This window comes from Cupriavidus sp. CuC1, from assembly GCF_044627735.1.
Taxonomy (GTDB): Bacteria; Pseudomonadota; Gammaproteobacteria; order Burkholderiales; family Burkholderiaceae; genus Cupriavidus; species Cupriavidus ulmosensis.
Genome location: NZ_JBIUHC010000193.1, coordinates 1 through 17,050, shown reverse-complemented (window position 1 = coordinate 17,050; position 17,050 = coordinate 1). Strand labels below are relative to the sequence as shown.

At 66.4% G+C, this 17,050-nt stretch carries 15 protein-coding genes; 10 read left to right on the top strand and 5 right to left on the bottom strand.

The genetic code is table 11. The features are described 5' to 3' along the window. Positions 1–935 (bottom strand): AraC family transcriptional regulator (locus ACGLHR_RS44965; RefSeq protein WP_400102300.1); only part of this gene is annotated, 935 nt, incomplete at its 3' end. Between the two features lie 170 nt (positions 936–1,105). Here ACGLHR_RS44965 and ACGLHR_RS44960 point away from each other — a divergent pair. Next, positions 1,106–1,642, top strand: coding sequence for a carboxymuconolactone decarboxylase family protein (locus tag ACGLHR_RS44960; protein ID WP_400102299.1), 537 nt, complete (start codon positions 1,106–1,108; stop codon positions 1,640–1,642). A gap of 236 nt (positions 1,643–1,878) precedes the next feature. Here ACGLHR_RS44960 and ACGLHR_RS44955 read toward each other — a convergent pair whose 3' ends face one another. The 3 genes from ACGLHR_RS44955 to ACGLHR_RS44945 form a co-directional block, all read right to left on the bottom strand. After that, a complete protein-coding gene (locus tag ACGLHR_RS44955) occupies positions 1,879–3,126 on the bottom strand; it encodes a sodium:proton antiporter (RefSeq protein WP_318237204.1) in 1,248 nt (415 codons plus the stop codon). A gap of 284 nt (positions 3,127–3,410) precedes the next feature. Next, positions 3,411–5,231: a methyl-accepting chemotaxis protein gene (locus tag ACGLHR_RS44950; RefSeq protein WP_400102298.1), complete on the bottom strand. Its 1,821-nt coding sequence runs from the start codon at positions 5,229–5,231 to the stop codon at positions 3,411–3,413. 212 nt (positions 5,232–5,443) lie between these two features. After that, complete coding sequence (locus tag ACGLHR_RS44945; protein WP_400102297.1) at positions 5,444–6,343, bottom strand: LysR family transcriptional regulator; 900 nt, start codon at positions 6,341–6,343, stop codon at positions 5,444–5,446. A gap of 123 nt (positions 6,344–6,466) precedes the next feature. Between ACGLHR_RS44945 and ACGLHR_RS44940 the strand changes: the two genes are divergently transcribed. The 9 genes from ACGLHR_RS44940 to ACGLHR_RS44900 all read left to right on the top strand — a co-directional run bounded on the left by ACGLHR_RS44940 (position 6,467) and on the right by ACGLHR_RS44900 (position 15,683). Continuing rightward, complete coding sequence (locus ACGLHR_RS44940; protein WP_400102296.1) at positions 6,467–7,438, top strand: tripartite tricarboxylate transporter substrate binding protein; 972 nt, start codon at positions 6,467–6,469, stop codon at positions 7,436–7,438. Positions 7,439–7,488: 50 nt separating this feature from the next. Next, a complete protein-coding gene (locus ACGLHR_RS44935) occupies positions 7,489–8,238 on the top strand; it encodes a PIG-L deacetylase family protein (protein WP_318236582.1) in 750 nt (249 codons plus the stop codon). Next, complete coding sequence (locus ACGLHR_RS44930) at positions 8,235–8,948, top strand: 4-carboxy-4-hydroxy-2-oxoadipate aldolase/oxaloacetate decarboxylase (protein WP_400102295.1); 714 nt, start codon at positions 8,235–8,237, stop codon at positions 8,946–8,948. Before ACGLHR_RS44935 ends, ACGLHR_RS44930 begins: the two co-directional genes overlap by 4 nt. An 81-nt stretch (positions 8,949–9,029) precedes the next feature. Beyond that, positions 9,030–9,980, top strand: coding sequence for a LysR substrate-binding domain-containing protein (locus ACGLHR_RS44925; RefSeq protein ID WP_400102294.1), 951 nt, complete (start codon positions 9,030–9,032; stop codon positions 9,978–9,980). A 184-nt stretch (positions 9,981–10,164) separates the two neighbouring features. Further along, the gene (tcuA, locus tag ACGLHR_RS44920; protein ID WP_400102293.1) at positions 10,165–11,592 is read left to right on the top strand and encodes an FAD-dependent tricarballylate dehydrogenase TcuA; all 1,428 of its coding nucleotides are present in this window, start codon (positions 10,165–10,167) and stop codon (positions 11,590–11,592) included. After that, complete coding sequence (tcuB, locus tag ACGLHR_RS44915; protein WP_400102292.1) at positions 11,579–12,751, top strand: tricarballylate utilization 4Fe-4S protein TcuB; 1,173 nt, start codon at positions 11,579–11,581, stop codon at positions 12,749–12,751. The genes tcuA and tcuB overlap by 14 nt, the downstream gene beginning before the upstream one ends. A gap of 41 nt (positions 12,752–12,792) precedes the next feature. Continuing rightward, positions 12,793–13,581, top strand: a complete 789-nt coding sequence (locus ACGLHR_RS44910) for a class II aldolase/adducin family protein (RefSeq protein WP_400102291.1) — start codon at positions 12,793–12,795, stop codon at positions 13,579–13,581. A gap of 84 nt (positions 13,582–13,665) precedes the next feature. Further along, positions 13,666–14,652, top strand: a complete 987-nt coding sequence (locus ACGLHR_RS44905) for a Bug family tripartite tricarboxylate transporter substrate binding protein (protein ID WP_400102290.1) — start codon at positions 13,666–13,668, stop codon at positions 14,650–14,652. A 2-nt stretch (positions 14,653–14,654) separates the two neighbouring features. Next, a complete protein-coding gene (locus ACGLHR_RS44900; RefSeq protein ID WP_400102289.1) occupies positions 14,655–15,683 on the top strand; it encodes a D-2-hydroxyacid dehydrogenase in 1,029 nt (342 codons plus the stop codon). 461 nt (positions 15,684–16,144) lie between these two features. Here the strand turns inward: ACGLHR_RS44900 and ACGLHR_RS44895 are convergent. Beyond that, positions 16,145–17,050 (bottom strand): IS4 family transposase (locus ACGLHR_RS44895; protein ID WP_400102288.1); only part of this gene is annotated, 906 nt, incomplete at its 5' end.

The window sequence follows — 17,050 nt, the reverse complement described above, 5'->3', positions numbered from 1 at the left end:
CCCCCTCGGCGCTCCCGCGCCGCACGTCGGAACGTGCCCGGTCCCACGCCAAAGTACGCCTTGAAGGCACGCCCGAACGCGGCCTCCGAGGCATAGCCGCATTGCTCGCCGATGCTGGCCGCGGAGTCGCGGTCCTGCGTCAGCAGGCGGGCGGCCATTTCCATGCGCAAGGTGGTCACGAACTGCAGCGGCGTCTCGCCACTGAGCTGCGAGAAGCGCCGCGCAAACGTGGCGCGTGACACATGGCACACCGCCGCCAGCGACGCCACCGACCACGGCTCGGCTGGCGCGCGCAGCACCGCATCGATCGCCTTGGACAGCCGCGCATCGGCCATCAGCGCCAGCAGGCTATGCGTGACGCCGCCCTGCGCGATCAGCGCGCGCAACAGCAAGGTCAGCAATGCGGTGGAGAGCTGCCCGATGACCGCCGTGCCACCCGGCTCGGGTGCCTGCGCCTCATTGCGCATCATGTTGATCAGCGCGTCCAGCCAGGCGCAATCGGCGCGCTGCGCGGTGGCCACGCGCAGCACCGGCGGCAGCTTGCGCAACAGCATCGTGCCCGGCAAGCCCAGCACGAACGTGCCACACAGCATGTCCAGCGGATGCGCGTCGCCGGGCATCGTCACCTCGGTCAGCAAGCCATTGAAGCGCGTTGTCTGGGCCGGCATGGCGGCGTGCGGGCCGGCGACATCGTCGGGCAGGCTGCGCAGCGTGTGCGCGCTGCCTTGCGGGAACAGCAGCACGTCGCCCGCATCGAGGGAGATGGCCTCCTGCGCCACCAGCGCGCGCGCCTGCCCCTTCAGGATGATGTGATATGGCAGGTGGCCGGCGGGCGCCGCCGCGTTGTCCACGCGCCAGTTGCCGGCGAAGTGGCAGTGCAGGTCGACGGTGCCGGCGGGCGAAAGCATGCGCACGAGTTCGGTCAGGCTATCCATGGCGGGAGCGGTGGGAGCAAAACGGAAACGATGGGTTGAGACGATGGAGCAAGATAACTAGACGATTATATGCGGTAAGTCGCGCTTGGCACGCCTAGACTTCAGTCCATGGAAGCAGCGCAGCAAACACGGCGCGGGTCCATCAACCAACCCTGGAAAGGAGTGCCATCATGTCCCGTCTTCACACCATCAACATCGCCGAAGCCACTGGCCAGGCCGCTCAGCTGTTCGCCGCTATCAAGAGCGCCGTCGGCAAGGTGCCCAACGCCTACGCGGTCATCGGCAGCAATGCCCCCGAGGTGCTTGCCAACGCGCTGCAGACCGGCGCGCTGCTCAAGAACTCGACGCTCAGCGCCCGTGAGCTCGAAGCGATCAACCTCGCCGTCAGCGAAGCTTCAGGTTGTGACTATTGCGTGGCCGCGCATACGATGACCGGCAAGATGGCCGGCTATACCGCCGAGCAAACGCGTGAGCTGCGCGCCGGCGAGTACCCGCAAGACAGCAAGATCGACGCGCTTGTCCGCTTCGCACTGGCCGTGGCCACGACCTCCGGCACGGTGCCTGCCAGCGTCGTGACCAATGTGCGCGAAGCCGGCTACACCGATCGCCAGATCGTCGAGAGCATCCAGGCCATCAGCGCGATCCTGTTCACCAACATGATCAATCGTGTCAACGATACGGTGATCGATTTTCCGAAGGTGGCGTGAGTAAGGCGGCAGGCGGGGCGATCGTGACCCGCCTGCCGTCTTGCTCCGGCCGATCCAGCTGTTCTCGGTCAGCGATGTGTTTGGCAGCTGGGCGCAGGCGCAGAGCCGGCAATTTGCCGATGGCGGCGAGTTCGACAAGATTTACCAGAGCCGCCAGTAAGCCGGGCGCGGGCGGCGGGTGAGTCCCGCTGCCCGCTTGCGGATGGCGTATCCATTATGGCTTTGTTGCGGCTTTTTTACGGCTTTGCGCTCAAGCCATTCAGGTGCTTGACCAGCTTGCCCAGCGTGGTGGCCTGGATCAGCAGGCTGAACACCACCACCAGGTAAGTCACGCCGATCAGCATCTCGCGGCCGTGGAACTCCGGCAGCGATAGCGCCAGCGCAATCGAGATGCCGCCGCGCAGGCCGCCCCAGGTCATGATGGTGGCCGAGTGCGGATTGAGCCGGCGGAAGTTCTGCAACGCCAGCAGCGGGATGGCCACGCTGATGCCGCGGGCAATCAGCACCACGGGAATCGCCGCCAGCCCCAGCCAGACGATATGCAGTTGCAGGGACAGCGCGATGATCTCCAGCCCGATCAGGCCGAACAGCACCAGGTTGAGCAACTCGTCCAGCAGGCCCCAGAAGTTGAACAAGTGCTCGCGGGTCTTTTCCGACATGGACTTGGAGGTGCTGTGGTTGCCGATCACCAGGCCCATGATGACTACCGACAGCGGAGCGGACACGTGCACGGTTTCGGCAAGGCTATAGCCGCCGGTGGCGAGCGCCAGCGTGATCAGGATCTCGACCGGATAGCTGTCGATTCCGCGCAGCAGCACCGACGCCACGTAGCCCACCACAACGCCCAGCACCACGGCGCCCAACACTTCGCGCACCAGCGCGACCGCCACGTGGGAAGCGGAGAACTCGGTGGCGCCGGTAGCTAGCCCCACCAGGGTCAGGAATGCCACCACCGCGGTGCCGTCATTGAACAGCGACTCGCCGGCGATCTTGGTTTCCAGGCTTTCGGACGCGCCCGCGTTCTTGAGCACGCTGAGCACGGCGATAGGATCGGTGGGGGAAATCAGCGCGCCGAACACCAGGCACCACAACAGGCTGATCGGGTGGCCCAGCCACTGCGCGACATAGAAGAAGCCGAACCCGACCGCCGCGGTCGAGATCACCACGCCTACTGTAGCCAGCATGACCACGGCCCGGCGCTGGCGGCGCATGCGCGAGAGGTCGACGTGCAGGGCGCCGGCGAACAGCAGCAGGCTGAGCAGGCCGTGGAAGACCACGTCGGAGAAATCGATCTGGGCCACGAGCTTGCGGGCCTGCGCGACCATTTCCGGATGGTTGAGGCCAAGGATGGACACGCTCAGGCAGGTCACCAGCCCGACGGCGGTGATGCCCAGGGTGTCGGGCAGCTTGATGAAGCGATGGTTGATGACGCCAAAAATGGCGATGAGGGTAAAAAGGGCGCCAGTCCCTTGGAATACAGTCATGCGGGGGAGTTCTCCTTGCCTTGCGGGGCGCTGATCTTGATGTTGTGTGGATTTTGTGCCACTTCAACGATACCAGTATTCAGGAGATTTCCTCAAGCACTCGCCGAAGCCGCCGAACGAGCCAAGGCCGCGCGCCATGACGACGGCTGTCTCTCCCTCTCCCCCAGCCCCTCCCGCATGCGGAAGAGGGGAGCACGACAACGCAGATCCGGCTTTGTCGGCAGCCTGGGGTTCAGCAGCCGCTGCCCCCTCTTGCTTACCCATCTGGCCGCTTCATCAACAGTTCAAGCTGCGCCGCCATGCGCCCTGGCCAGGCGGAACTGGCCCACCGCATCGGCCAGTTTGTTGGCTTGCTCATGCAGGAAACCGGCGGCGGCCGAGGCTTGCTCGACCAGCGCCGCATTCTGTTGCGTCGCGCCGTCGAGCTGGCTCACGGCCTGGTTGACCTGCGTGATGCCCACGCTTTGCTCGCTGCCGGCATTCGAGATTTCGCGCAGCACCTGCTCGACCTGCTTCACGCTGGCCACGATGCTGTTCATCGTCTCCCCGGCATCGCGCACCAGCTCCGCACCCGAGTCCACCTTGGCCACCGATTTGCTGATCAGCCCCTTGATCTCCTTGGCGGCCTGGGCGCTGCGCTGGGCCAGCGTGCGGACCTCGCCAGCCACCACGGCGAATCCGCGCCCCTGCTCGCCGGCGCGGGCGGCTTCCACGGCAGCGTTGAGCGCCAAGATGTTGGTCTGGAAGGCGATGCCGTCGATGACCCCGATGATGTCGTGGATCTTGGCAGAGGCGGTGGAGATTTCCTGCATGGTGGTTACCACGCGGGAGACGGCATCGCCCCCGCGATTGGCGACCTGGGAGGCAGCCGCCGCCAGTTCGCCGGCGCGCACGGCGGCCTCGGCCGAGTTTTGCACGGTGCCGGTGAGCTCGTCCATGGCAGCCGCTGTCTGCTCCAGGCTGGCCGCGGCTTGCTCGGTGCGCGAGGACAGGTCGATATTGCCCTGCGAGATCTCGGCGGTTGCCGTGCGCACCGATTCGCTGCTGTCGCGGATATCGATCAGCACGGTGGCGAGCTTGTCGGCAAACTGGTTGAACGCACGGGCGATCTGCGCGACCTCGTCGTTGCCGTCGGACGGCAGGCGCTTGGTCAGGTCGCCGTTCCCGGAGCCGATTTCGTCCATCGCCTCGCGCACTTGGGAAAGCCGCCGGAATGCCGAGGCAGTCATGACCGAGCCGACACCCGCGGCGAGGAAGGCCACCGCGACCAGGGTCATGAACATGGCCTGCAGGACATTGCGCAGGCCGGCCAGGGCTTCGTCCTCATCCATGGCAACCACCAGTTCCCAGTCGGAGTTCTTGACCGGCTCCGCATGCAGCAGCTTGGTAGCGCCGCCGATCTTCACTGCGAACGGCTGCTCGGGATCGGACAGGCTGGCCAGGGCGTTCGCCGTCAGGTCGGCGGACCAATCGGTGGCCGGCTTGAGGTTCAGTCTGGCATCCGGATGCGCCACGATGCGGCCGCTCTTGTCGGCCAGGAAAGCGAAGCTGGCCGGGGTGGGGTGAATGCCGTTCACGGTGAAGGTCACGGCGTCCAGGTTCACATCGGCGGCCACCACGGCCTTCAGCTGGCCGTTGGCCAGCACCGGCAAGGCCAGCGTCACCACGAGCTTCTTGGTCGCGACATCTTCATACGGCTGCGTGATGACCAGCTTGCCGGCGCTGACGGCGGCCTGGTACCACGGGCGGCCCGTGGGATCGTAGTCGGCGGGGATGCCAAGGTCGCGGGAAAACACCGCGTGCTTGTCCGGGTAGCCAGCGTAAGCCACGACAAAGCCGCCGGATTTTTCCAACTGCGTGACCGCGGACATGGGATCGGTGGAAAGGCTCTCCGGCGAGACGGCTTGCACCATGGCGGCTCGCGCGGTCAGCCACTCGGTGATGGCTTGTGCGTTGCCTTGGGTGATCGTGGCGAGGTTTTGCCGCAGCGTGCGTTCGTCGCTGTGCTTCGTGACCACATAGGTGATGCCGGTGGATGCCGACAGGGCGGTGACAACAATGGCGACACAGGTCGCCGTAATGCGTGTACGGAGCGAGAGAAGCATGCGCAGTGGGTAGGGGGCGGTTGTGAAAAAATGGCCTCCGACAATTTTGTTGTCGGCCAGCATGCCCGGCTAACGGAAGGCTGGACGGGAACTGTAGGGCTGGAACGGCAATGTGCAGACATTTCACCGCGCTGGCGCATGGCGATGGTCCGCGGCGTGGTGAATACGCCGCTATTGCGCAGCGGGGCTCATTGTTCCGCACCGCCCTTGCCTCAGTCGCCAACCGCAAAAAATGCCAAAAACCGACGCATGATCGGGGACAGTGCCCCGGTGCGATGCGCCACCAGCACCCGGCTGGCGGCATCTTGACCAGCCAGTGGCCGGTACGCCACGCCGGGGATGCCGGTGCGCGCGTAAATCTCCGGCAGCACCGACACGCCGGCGCCGCTCGCCACCAAGCCGATGATGGTGGTCGCCTCCCGTGCCTCCTGGCCGATGCGCGGGGCAAAGCCCGCCCGGTTGCAAAGCGTGGTGACGTGGTCGAACAGCCCGCATCCCAGCCCGCGGGGGAACAGCAGGAAGGGCTGTGCGGACAGCGCACCGATATCGATCCCGGCGTCGTCGATCGGGTTTGCCAGTGTGTGCGCGGCAGGCAGCACGGCGACCAGCCGGTCGGCCAGCACCTCGTGCACGGTGATGCTGGCGGGCGGATAGAACTGGGGTGACGGCCGCAGGAAGCCAATGTCGATCTCGCCTTTCTCCAGTCCCTGCAACTGCTGCCCGGTGGACATATGCACCAGTTCCAGCATGGCGCGCGGATGGTCAACGCGGAACTGCTGCACCGCGCGCGGAAACGCATCCTGCATCGGCACCGACGCGGTAAAGGCCACGCGGATCTCGCCCGCCTCGCCGGCGGCCACCTGCCTGACCACCTCGCGGGCTTGCTCCAGGTTGGCGAGCGCCGCCTTTGCCTTGTCCAGGAACAGCGTGCCAGCCGGCGTCAGCGCCACGTGGTGGCGGGAACGGTCGAGCAGGGGGCTGCCGAGTTCGTCTTCCAGCGCCTTGATCTGGGTGCTCAGCGGCGGTTGGCTGATATGGAGCTTGCGCGCGGCCTCGCTGAAGCTCAGCGCTTCGGCCACGGCAACGAAATAGCGGAGTTGGCGGAAATCCATTGGTTATATCGAAGTGCAATAACAAGCGGCTTGAAAACGTATTGGACAGTATCACGGCGGCTGGCCAGAATGCACGCAAACGGTTTCGAACCGCATGACAGATTGCACTATCAGGAGACAAGCATGCTGCGCCGACCCTACCTTGCCGGCTTTCTGGCCGCCGCGCTGTCGCTGGCCGCCAGCACCGCCAGCGCCGAGACCTACCCGGCCAGGCCCATCCGGCTCGTCGTGCCGTATGCCGCGGGCGGCGGGGTGGATATCGTGGCGCGCTCGGTCGGGCAGAAGATGAGCGTGCTGCTCAAGCAGCCCATCATCGTCGACAATCGCCCCGGCGCCAGCACCAATATCGGCATGGAGGCCGTGGCCAAGGCTGCGCCGGACGGCTACACCATCATGATGGCGTCCAACAGCCTGGCCACCAATGCCGCGCTGTTCGCCAAGCTGCCGTTCGACCCGGCGCGGGATTTCACGCCGGTGGCGCGCGTGGGGCAGGCCTCGCTGGTGCTGGTGGTGCCGGCAAAATCCAGCGTGGCGTCGCTCAAGGGCCTGGTCTCCCAGGCGCAGGCCCAGCCAGGCAAGCTCAGCTACGCCTCCGCCGGCAACGGCAGCTCGGGCCATCTCGCCGGCGAGCTGTTCAAGGAAGCGGCGCACATCGATGTGCTGCACGTGCCTTACAAGGGCGGGGCGCCCGCCATCACCGACCTGCTGGGCGAGCGCATCTCGTTCATGCCGATCAACCCGCTCGAAGTCATCACGCATATCCGCGCCGGCACGCTGCGCGCCATCGCGGTGGCGAGCGACCAGCGCACGCCGCTCCTGCCGGATGTGCCGACCTCGCGCGAGCAAGGCCTGCCGGGCTTTACCGCCTCGGTGTGGTGGGGGCTGGTGGCGCCGGCCAAGACCCCGCCGGCCGTGGTCCATGCGCTCAACACCGCGGCCAACGCCGCGCTGGGCGACCCCGACGTGCGCAAGCAGCTCGCGCAACTTGGCGTGACCATCCTGCCGGGCACGCCCGAGGCCTTCGGCCAGTTCGTGCGCGGTGAAACCACCACCTGGAACGGCGTGATCCGCAAGGCGGGCATCACGGCCGACTGAAGCATCCGACGCGATCCAAGGCGATCCAACACGATCCAAGAGAATCCTCCATGTCCGAGATCCAAGCCCAAGCCCAGCCGGACGCGCAGCGTCCCTCCATCCTGGTGGTCAGCGCGCACGCTGCCGATTTTGTCTGGCGTGCCGGCGGCGCCATCGCGCTGTATGCCGAGCGCGGCTACAACGTCAGGATCGTCTGCCTGTCCTTTGGCGAGCGCGGCGAGTCCGCCAAGATGTGGCGCCAGCCGGGCATGACGATGGAGCGCGTCAAGGCCGCGCGGCACGAGGAAGCGCAGCAGGCCGCCGACATCCTGGGCGCCACGCTGGAGTGCTTCGACCTGGGGGACTACCCCATGCGCGTGACCGACGCAGCGCTGCTGCGCCTGGCCGATCTCTACCGCGAATTGCGGCCCGAACTGGTGCTGAGCCACTCGCGCGAAGACATCTACAACTTCGACCACCCGCTCGCCACGCATGTAGCGCAGGAAGCGCGGGTCATCGCCCAGGCGCATGGCTACAAGCCCGAGGTGCCGGTGATCGGCGCGCCGCCGGTGTTCCTGTTCGAGCCGCACCAGCCCGAGCAATGCAACTGGAAGCCCGACGTGCTGCTCGATATCTCCTCCGTATGGGAGAAGAAGCAGCGCGCCTTCACGACCATGGCGGCGCAGGAGCATCTGTGGGAGTACTACACCCGCGTGGCCCTGCAGCGCGGCGCGCAGGCCGCGCGCAACTCCGATCGCAAGGTGAAGTACGGCGAAGGCTATGCGCGCGTGTTCCCGCAGGTAACGCAGAGCCTGGCATGAAGACCATCGCCTATCGCAACATCCTGCGCGCGGCCGCCGCGGACATCGACGCGCTGGGCGCCGCCGGTGTCGCCACCGTCCACGAGGCGCAGCGCCGCACCGGGCTGATGAAGCCATACATGCGGCCGGTCCAGTCCCGTGCCGCCATTGCCGGCAGCGCCGTGACGGTGCTCATGCATCCCGGTGACAACTGGATGATCCACGTCGCGGTGGAGATGGTGCAGCCCGGCGACGTGCTGGTGGTGGCGCTGGTCAGCGACTGCAGCGATGGCTTGTTCGGCGACCTGCTGGCCACCTCGCTCAAGGCACGCGGCGCGCGCGGCCTGGTGATCGACGGCGGCGTGCGCGATGTGTCCACGCTCAATGCCATGGGCTTCCCGGTCTGGTCGCGGGCGGTCTCGGCGCAGGGCGCGGTCAAGGAAACCGTGGGCGCGGTCAATGTTCCGGTGGTCTGCGCCGGCGCCCACGTGCGGCCCGGCGACGTGATCGTGGCCGACGACGATGGCGTGGTGGTGGTGCCGCGCCCGCTCGCCGCCGAGACCGCGCGCCGTGCCGCCGAGCGCGGGGCCATGGAGGAGGGCAAGCGCGCTACGCTGGCCTGCGGCGTGCTGGGGCTGGACATGTACCAGATGCGCGAGGCGCTGGCGGCCAAGGGCCTGGCGTACTCCGACCAGACCGTGGACTGGTATAGCGGCTTCGACGAGGCCTGACCTGGCGGCCATCGCCGGTTCGCAATCTGGTATAAGCCTCGCAGACACGAATCCAGACACGAATCCAGGCCGGGGAGCCAGATGGAACTGCGCCAGCTTCAGTATTTCGTCCGCGTGGTGGAGCTCGGCAGCATGAGCCGCGCCGCGCTCGACCTCGACATGGTGCAGTCCGCCATGAGTCAGCAGATCAGCCGGCTGGAGAGCGAGCTGTCCACCCGGCTGCTGCGCCGGACCACGCGCGGCGTGACGCCCACCGAGGCCGGGCTGGCTTTCTTCCGCGAGGCCCAGCTGGCCTTGCGCCATGCCGAGCAGGCCAAGCGCGCCGCCCACCACGCGCGGCTGTCCGGCACGGTCAGCGTAGGGCTGGCGCCCACCACCGCTTCGGTCATCGGCGTGCCGCTGATGCGCGCCATGCGCGAGCGCTATCCCGATGTACGCCTGCATATGGTGGAGAGCCTGTCCGGCCACCTCAGCGCCATGCTCAATGCCCGCCAGCTCGACCTGGCCGTGCTGTTCGACACCGTTGTGGCACGCCGCTGGAGCGTGACGCCGCTACTCGAAGAAACCCTGTTCCTGATCCGCTCGCGCAAGGCGCTGCCGGTCGATGTCGACGCCGACGCGCCGCTGCGGCTGCGCATGGCGCAGTTGCGGGACGTGCCTCTGATCATGCCCACCGGCCTGCATGGGCTGCGCAGCACGCTCGATGCTGCCTTCGCCCGCGTGAAGATCGTGCCGCAGGTGGTGCAGGAGGTGGATTCCCTGGCCATGCTGATGGACGCCGTCGATCTCGGGTTTGGCGCCACCTTGCAGCCCTGGGCCGCCGTGGGGCGTTACGCCGATGCGCAGGAGCGCTTCCACCTGGCCGAGATCGCGGACCCCAAGGCGCGGCGCCAGAATGCGCTGTGCAGCCTCTCCGACGATGAACTTTCGCCCGCAGCGCTGGCCTTGCGCGTGGTGCTGGCCGATTGCGCCCGCGAACTGGTGCGCTCCGGCGCCTGGCGAGGCGCGCGGCTGCTTGGGCCGGAGGGCTGAAGCAGTCGCACACCCGGGGGTATCACGATTCGTGATGCCCCCATGCGATCCGGGGGCTTAGCAGGAAGCCGGCGGCCCGCTACAGTGCGGGCTTCCCCACCGGAACAATCATCGTGCTGTCCACTATTCGAATCCGGGAGCCGTCCCTGCCGAGTTCCCCGAGCCTTGCCGGAGGCGCGCGCCCATGATCGACGTCCTGGTCATCGGCGGCGGCAACGCCGCCCTGTGCGCCGCCCTGATGGCGCGCGAAGCCGGCGCCAGCGTGCTGCTGCTGGAAGCGGCCCCGCGCGAGTGGCGCGGCGGCAACTCCCAACACACCCGCAACCTGCGCTGCATGCACGACGCGCCACAAGACGTGCTGATCGAAGCCTATCCCGAAGAGGAATACTGGCAAGACCTGCTCAAGGTCACCGGCGGCCTCACCGATGAACGCCTGGCCCGCCTGGCCATCCGCGCCTCGTCCACCTGCCGCGACTGGATGCGCAGCCACGGCGTGCACTTCCAGCCGCCGCTGTCGGGCGCGCTGCATGTGGCGCGCACCAATGCCTTCTTCATGGGCGGCGGCAAGGCCCTGGTCAACGCCTACTTCCGCAGCGCCGAGGCGCTTGGCGTGCAAGTGCGCTACAACGCGCCGGTGGACGCCATCGAGCTGGACGGCAGCCGCTTCGTCGCGGCCCGCATCGGCAGCGAGCGCATCGAGGCCCGCAGCTGCGTGCTGGCCGCGGGCGGCTTCGAGTCCAACCGCGAATGGCTGCGCGAAGCCTGGGGCCAGAACGCCGACGGCGACTGGCCGGCCGACAATTTCCTGATCCGTGGCACGCGCTTCAATATGGGCGTGCTGCTCAAGTACATGATCGAAGCTGGCGCGGACGCCATCGGCGATCCCTCCCAGTCGCACTGCGTGGCCATCGACGCGCGCGCGCCGCTGTACGACGGCGGCATCTGCACCCGGGTGGACTGCGTCTCGCTGGGCGTGATGCTCAATCGCAACGCCGAGCGCTTCTACGACGAAGGCGAGGATTTCTGGCCCAAGCGCTACGCCATCTGGGGCCGGCTGGTCGCCCAGCAGCCCGGCCAGATCGGCTACTCGATCATCGACGCCAAGGCCGTGGGCCGCTTCATGCCGCCCGTGTTCCCCGGCGTGCGCGCCAATACGTTGCCGGAACTGGCGCGCCAGCTCGGGCTGGACGAAGCCACCTTCGTGCGCACCATCGAGGACTACAACGCGGCATGCCGCGTCGGCACCTTCGACCACACCGTGCTGGACGATTGCCACACCGAAGGCATCGCCCCGGCCAAGACCCACTGGGCGCGGCCCATCGATACCGCGCCGTTCTTCGGCTACGCGCTGCGTCCCGGCATCACCTTTACCTACCTCGGCCTCAAGGTAGACGAGCATGCCGCCGTGCATTTCGGCGGCAAGCCCAGCACCAACCTGTTCGTGGCCGGCGAGATGATGGCCGGAAACGTGCTCGGCAAGGGCTATACGGCAGGCGTCGGCATGGCCATCGGCACCGCCTTCGGGCGCATCGCCGGCACCCAGGCTGCCGCCGCCGCGCTCGGGCGGCCCGGTCACAACGCAATCCAGGAAGAGCAGCATGCAACATCTTGAAGCGCTGACGCGCGAAGCGGCGGCGCTGGCCCAGGGCGCGCTGCCGCTCACCGGGGACGAGGCCGAAGTCGGCCGCGTCATGCAGATCTGCAACGCCTGCCGCTATTGCGAAGGCTTTTGCGCCGTGTTTCCGGCCATGACGCGCCGGCTGGAATTCGGCAAGGCCGATATCCACTACCTGTCCAACCTGTGCCACAACTGTGGCGCCTGCTATCACGCCTGCCAGTACGCGCCGCCGCATGAGTTTGCCGTCAACGTGCCGCAGGCCATGGCCAAGGTGCGGGCGCAGACCTACTCCGACTACGCCTGGCCAGCCGCCTTCGGTGGCCTGTACCGCCGCGCCGGCCTGGCCACCGCGCTGGCGCTGGCAGCCGGGCTGGCGCTGTTCCTGGTGATGGTGCTGGCCATGCGCGGCAGTCTGCTGCACGCGCCGCTGGCGGGCAACTTCTACGCCATCTTCCCGCACAACCTGTTGGCGGCGATGTTCGGCGTGGTGTTTGGCTTCGCGGTGCTGGCGCTGGGCGTGGGGGTCGCGCGCTTCTGGCGCAAGGTCTCGCCCGGCGCGGTCGAAGGCGAGGCGCGCGGCCCGGCCATCGGCGGCGCGGCGCACGATGCGCTGCGGCTGCGCTACCTGGACGGCGGCCACGGCCAGGGCTGCAACAACGCCGACGACGCGTTCACCCTGTGGCGCCGGCGCTTCCATCATTTCACGTTCTATGGCTTCATGCTGTGCTTTGCCGCCACGGCGGTCGCCACGTTGTACCACTACCTGCTGGGCCTGCACGCGCCGTACGCGCCGACCAGCCTGCCGGTGCTGCTGGGCACGGCTGGCGGCATCGGGTTGCTGATCGGCCCGGCCGGTTTGCTCTGGCTCAACCTGAAGCGCGACCCGCGTACCGGCGACGCGGCCCAGAAGCCGATGGACCGCGGCTTTATCGCGCTGCTGTTTTTCACCAGCCTGACCGGCCTGGCGCTGCTGGCCTGGCGCGACACCGCGGCCATGGCCTTGCTGCTGGCCGTGCACCTTGGCGTGGTGATGGCGCTGTTCCTGACGCTGCCTTATGGCAAGTTCGCGCACGGCATCTATCGAAGCGCGGCGCTGCTGAAGTGGAATATCGAAAAACGCCGGTCCGGCAACCTGGCGCTCGGCTCGGACTGAACATCAAGCATTCAAGCTATCAAGGGACCAAGGAGAACACCATGACAAAACCCGGCATCCTCGCCATTTCCTCGATGCGGGACCGGTGCACCGACGCCGAATGGAAGGCGCGGGTGGACCTGGCCGCCTGCTACCGGCTGGTGGAGCTGTACGGGATGGCCGACATGATGGCCAACCATATCTCGGTGCGCGTGCCGGGCGAGGACGGCGCCTTCCTGATCAACGCCTACGGCATGATGTACGAGGAGATCACCGCCTCCAGCCTGATCAAGGTGGACCACGCCGGCAACATTCTCGCCAAGCCGGATTTCGGCGCGCTCAACTACGGCATCAACAAGGCCGGCTACGTGATCCACAGCGCCGTGCACGAGGCGCGCCCGGAAGTGGCCTGCGTGATCCACACGCATAGCTGGGCCTCCATGGCCGTGTCATCGCTGGACTGCGGGCTGCTGCCGCTCACGCAGACCGCCATGCGCTTTCTCAAGATCGGCTATCACGACTACCAGGGCGTGGTGCTCGACACCGCCGAGCAAGCCTCGCTGCTGGAAGACCTTGGCAAGGGCGAGGCCCTGATCCTGCGCAACCACGGCGCGCTTACCGTGGGTAACACGGTTGGGGAAGCCTTCAACTGGATGCACCGGCTGGAGCTGGCCTGCCGCGCGCAGATCGGCGCGATGTCGTGCAACACGCCGCTGCGCGAGGTCGGCGCCGACGTGCTGCAGGAAACCTGGAACAACTACCAGCCCGGCACGCGCCGCCCCTACGGCGTGATGGAGTGGCCCGCGCTGCTGCGCAAGCTGGACCGGCTCGATCCGAGCTTCCGCGACTGAGTTTCGCGGCTCAGCCGGGAAGGGCCGCCAGCGGCGATAGCGACTAGAAAGACCATAACGATAAAACGAACGGAGAGAGACAACATGAACAAAAGCCTCGCGCTGGCCCGCGCCATCCTGGCCGCCTTCTCCTGTGCCTGTGCCTTCGCTGGCACAGGCGCCATCGCTGCCCCCGGCGATGACTACCCGGCCAAGCCGGTGCGCGTGGTGGTGGCGTTTACCGCCGGCGGCACTACCGATATCCTGGCGCGCAGCGTCAGCCAGGTGCTGGCGCAAAAGTTCAAGCAATCCTTCGTGGTCGACAACCGCCCCGGTGCCGGCGGCAATATCGGCACCGAGGCCGTGGTCCGCGCGCCGGCCGATGGCTATACGCTGCTGGTCAACTCGGTCGGCCCGATCTCGATCAACCAGACGCTGTACAAGCACCTGAACTACGATCCGTTGACCGACCTGGTGCCGGTGGTGCAGATCGCCGACGTGCCGAACGTGCTGGTGGTGCATCCCTCGCTGCCGACGAAGACACTCGAAGGGTTCGTTGCTTACGCCAAGGCCAATCCGGGCAAGCTGAACTACAGCTCAACCGGCGTGGGCACCTCGTCACAGCTCTCCAGCTTCATGCTGACGCAGCGCATTGGCACCGAGGCCACGCATATCCCGTACAAGGGCGCCGATGCGCTCAACGATCTGTTGTCCGGTCGGGTACAGTTCATGTTTGCCACGATCCCGTCGGTCATCGCCCATATCAAGGCCGGCAAGCTGCGTGCGCTGGCGGTCAGCAGCGCGCGCCGTTCGCCATCGCTGCCGGACGTGCCCACGGTGGCGGAAAAGGGCTTCCCCGGCTTCGAGGCCGGCTCCTGGTTTGGCGTGTTCGCGCCCAAGGGCACGCCGCAGGCGGTGATCAACAAGGTCAATCAGGCGGTCAACCAAGCCCTGCCATCGCTGCAGGCGCAGATGGTGCGGGAAGGGGCGGATCCCGTGGGTGGCTCGCCGGAGCAGTTCGGCAAGTTCACGCAAAAGGAATACGTCAAATGGAAAGTGGTAGTGCACGATTCGGGTGCTTCCCTGGAATGAACATGAGTGTGAATACGAACCAGCCGGCAGCCGCGCAGTCCTTGCGCATCCTGCTGTCGGAGCAAGCCTTGCAGCAGTACGGCACGCAGATTGGCGAGGCGCTTGGCGGGGCCTTCGTGCCAGTGGTGGTGCCGTCGGGGCAGGGGACAAACGATGCCCCTGGGCTGGATGCCGATATCGCCTTTGTCTCGCGCGATGTCACCGGCCTGTCCACCAAGCATGAAATCCTGCCCGCCACCCGGCGCTTCTACGACGCCATGCTGGCAAGCCCCGGGCTGCGCTGGGCGCATACGCATTCGGCCGGCGCTGACCGCGTCGTGTTTGGCGAGCTGCGCGCGCGCGGCGTGGCGGTGACCACTTCCTCGGGCGCTAATGCGGGCGTGGTCGCGCAGACCGCGCTGGCCGGTGTGCTGGCGCTGGCGCGGCATTTTCCGCAGATGCTGGCGGCGCAGCGCGAAAGCCGCTGGGCGCCGCTGATCGGATCCGGGCTGCCCCGCGATTTGGCCGGGCAGACTGCGACTATTGTCGGCTGGGGCCCGATCGGGCAATGGCTCGGCAGGCTGCTGCAGGTGCTGGGACTGAATGTGATCGTGGTGCGGCAGGGTGCCGTGCCGGCTGGGCCTGGCTATGAGACGGTGACGTTCGATGCGGTGCGGGACGTGCTGCCGCGGACCGACTGGTTATTGCTGGCTTGTCCGTTGACGGCGCAGACACGCGGGTTGGTTGATGCCGCCGCGCTTGCCTTGCTGCCGGCTGGTGCCAGGCTGGTCAATGTCTCGCGTGGCGAGGTGGTGGATGAGGGGGCGCTGATCGAGGCGTTGCGAGGCGGCCGCCTTGCTGGTGCCTACCTGGATGTGTTTGCGCATGAGCCGCTGCCGGCGGATTCGCCGTTGTGGACGTTGCCTAATGTCATTGCGACGCCGCATAGTGCGGGGTTTTCGGATGGGAATGCTGGGCGGGTGGCGGGGATTTTTCTGGATAACCTGCGGCGCTGGTATGTGGGCGAGGGATTGAGGAATTTGGTGGCTTGAGGTTGTTACTTCAACTTCAACTGCAACTGATTAACTTCAAAGTCAAAGTCAAAGTCAAGGGCAACTGCAGTTTCACCTCCCCTTCGGGGAGGCGACCTACTTTTTTGTCTTGCCAAAAAAGTAGGCAAAAAAGGCGCGCCGGATGGGGCGACTACCCCTCGGGATTCGACGAAAAGAGCGGCCGGGACCCAAACTCGCATCGCCTTAAGGCGATACTCAGACATGGGTCCCTCTTTTCCGCTCTTTTCGTCGAATCCCGAGGCGCCCCATACGGCCTAGGTAAACCTTGACGGCTCGCTTCGCATCGCGCTGGGGTGTGGCCCGCCCTTCGGGCGCTTCACACGGCTACCACAATTGGTTGATTGCCGCTGGTTGGCTCCCCTCTCCCACTCTTGTGCTTAGGTGTGCCCACATTTTTTGAACAACTAGCTGTTCTCCCTACACCCATCTCCACCGGACAGCTATTCATCCTGCTGGAATATCCGATACATCTCCGTGATTTCGTGCAGCGACAGGAATCCGCGCCAGATCGGTGTAGGGCCCGGTGGCCGATCGCTCTTGCGCCCGAGATAGCCGCCGAGCTTGGCGATCCACAATACGGCCTGCGCCAACGACGGGATCTTGGCGGGCGTCTTCTTGGTTTGATGAACCCGGCAATACAGTGCACGCCATTCGATCGGCTGCAGCAGCACTTCACAGGGCAAGTCACCATCCAGCCGGGCGAGCAGCGTGGCATACAGAATTCGCCAGCTGATGACGGCGAACAATGCGGTGGCGCGCACAAATCGATCCAGGTCACCGAATTGCCTAGCCTCGACCCGGCAGCCGCTCTTGAGTACCCGATGCCACGATTCGATGGTCCAGCGTCGCGCGTACCATGCCAGCCGTTCCAGAACTTGCTCATGCGTATGCGTGGGGACCGAGGTCAGCAGCATCCATTCGAGCGGGTCAATCCCTTCAGGCGCATCGGTCTCCAGCGCGTGAATCACGAAGACCTCGACATTCGCGCCCTTACCGGGGCGCGAACGCGGTGGCCTCAACTGCACTGGCAGGCAGCGCAGCGTCAGTTGCGCGCTGCGCGCGGGCGTCTTGCCCGAGCCGGGCACTTGCAATGTCGTCTGGCCCAGCGCGGGCGCCGCTTCCACGGCATCCCACAGATACTTCTCGGGATGCTCGACACGCCGATTCCACGCAGCGCGAACCAGCCAGTCGACTCCGGTAGAGCGCGGCGCGATAAACACGTCATAGACATCGCCTTCGCGATCGCTCACGCCGACCACGTGCGTGTCTGGACATTGCACTTTAAGCGTTTCCAGTCGCTCAAGGCCCTCCAGCCATTTCACGCTCTCTTTGTCACGAATATCGCG

What these genes read in the sequence shown, in the direction of transcription:
- ACGLHR_RS44960 (WP_400102299.1), top strand. Translation starts at nt 1,106, where the DNA reads ATGTCCCGTCTTCACACCATCAACATCGCCGAAGCCACTGGCCAGGCC.
- ACGLHR_RS44935 (WP_318236582.1), top strand. Translation starts at nt 7,489, where the DNA reads ATGTCCGAGATCCAAGCCCAAGCCCAGCCGGACGCGCAGCGTCCCTCC.
- ACGLHR_RS44905 (WP_400102290.1), top strand. Translation starts at nt 13,666, where the DNA reads ATGAACAAAAGCCTCGCGCTGGCCCGCGCCATCCTGGCCGCCTTCTCC.
- tcuB (WP_400102292.1), top strand. Translation starts at nt 11,579, where the DNA reads ATGCAACATCTTGAAGCGCTGACGCGCGAAGCGGCGGCGCTGGCCCAG.
- tcuA (WP_400102293.1), top strand. Translation starts at nt 10,165, where the DNA reads ATGATCGACGTCCTGGTCATCGGCGGCGGCAACGCCGCCCTGTGCGCC.
- ACGLHR_RS44950 (WP_400102298.1), bottom strand. Translation starts at nt 5,231, where the DNA reads ATGCTTCTCTCGCTCCGTACACGCATTACGGCGACCTGTGTCGCCATT.
- ACGLHR_RS44930 (WP_400102295.1), top strand. Translation starts at nt 8,235, where the DNA reads ATGAAGACCATCGCCTATCGCAACATCCTGCGCGCGGCCGCCGCGGAC.
- ACGLHR_RS44945 (WP_400102297.1), bottom strand. Translation starts at nt 6,343, where the DNA reads ATGGATTTCCGCCAACTCCGCTATTTCGTTGCCGTGGCCGAAGCGCTG.
- ACGLHR_RS44900 (WP_400102289.1), top strand. Translation starts at nt 14,655, where the DNA reads ATGAGTGTGAATACGAACCAGCCGGCAGCCGCGCAGTCCTTGCGCATC.
- ACGLHR_RS44940 (WP_400102296.1), top strand. Translation starts at nt 6,467, where the DNA reads ATGCTGCGCCGACCCTACCTTGCCGGCTTTCTGGCCGCCGCGCTGTCG.
- ACGLHR_RS44925 (WP_400102294.1), top strand. Translation starts at nt 9,030, where the DNA reads ATGGAACTGCGCCAGCTTCAGTATTTCGTCCGCGTGGTGGAGCTCGGC.
- ACGLHR_RS44910 (WP_400102291.1), top strand. Translation starts at nt 12,793, where the DNA reads ATGACAAAACCCGGCATCCTCGCCATTTCCTCGATGCGGGACCGGTGC.
- ACGLHR_RS44955 (WP_318237204.1), bottom strand. Translation starts at nt 3,126, where the DNA reads ATGACTGTATTCCAAGGGACTGGCGCCCTTTTTACCCTCATCGCCATT.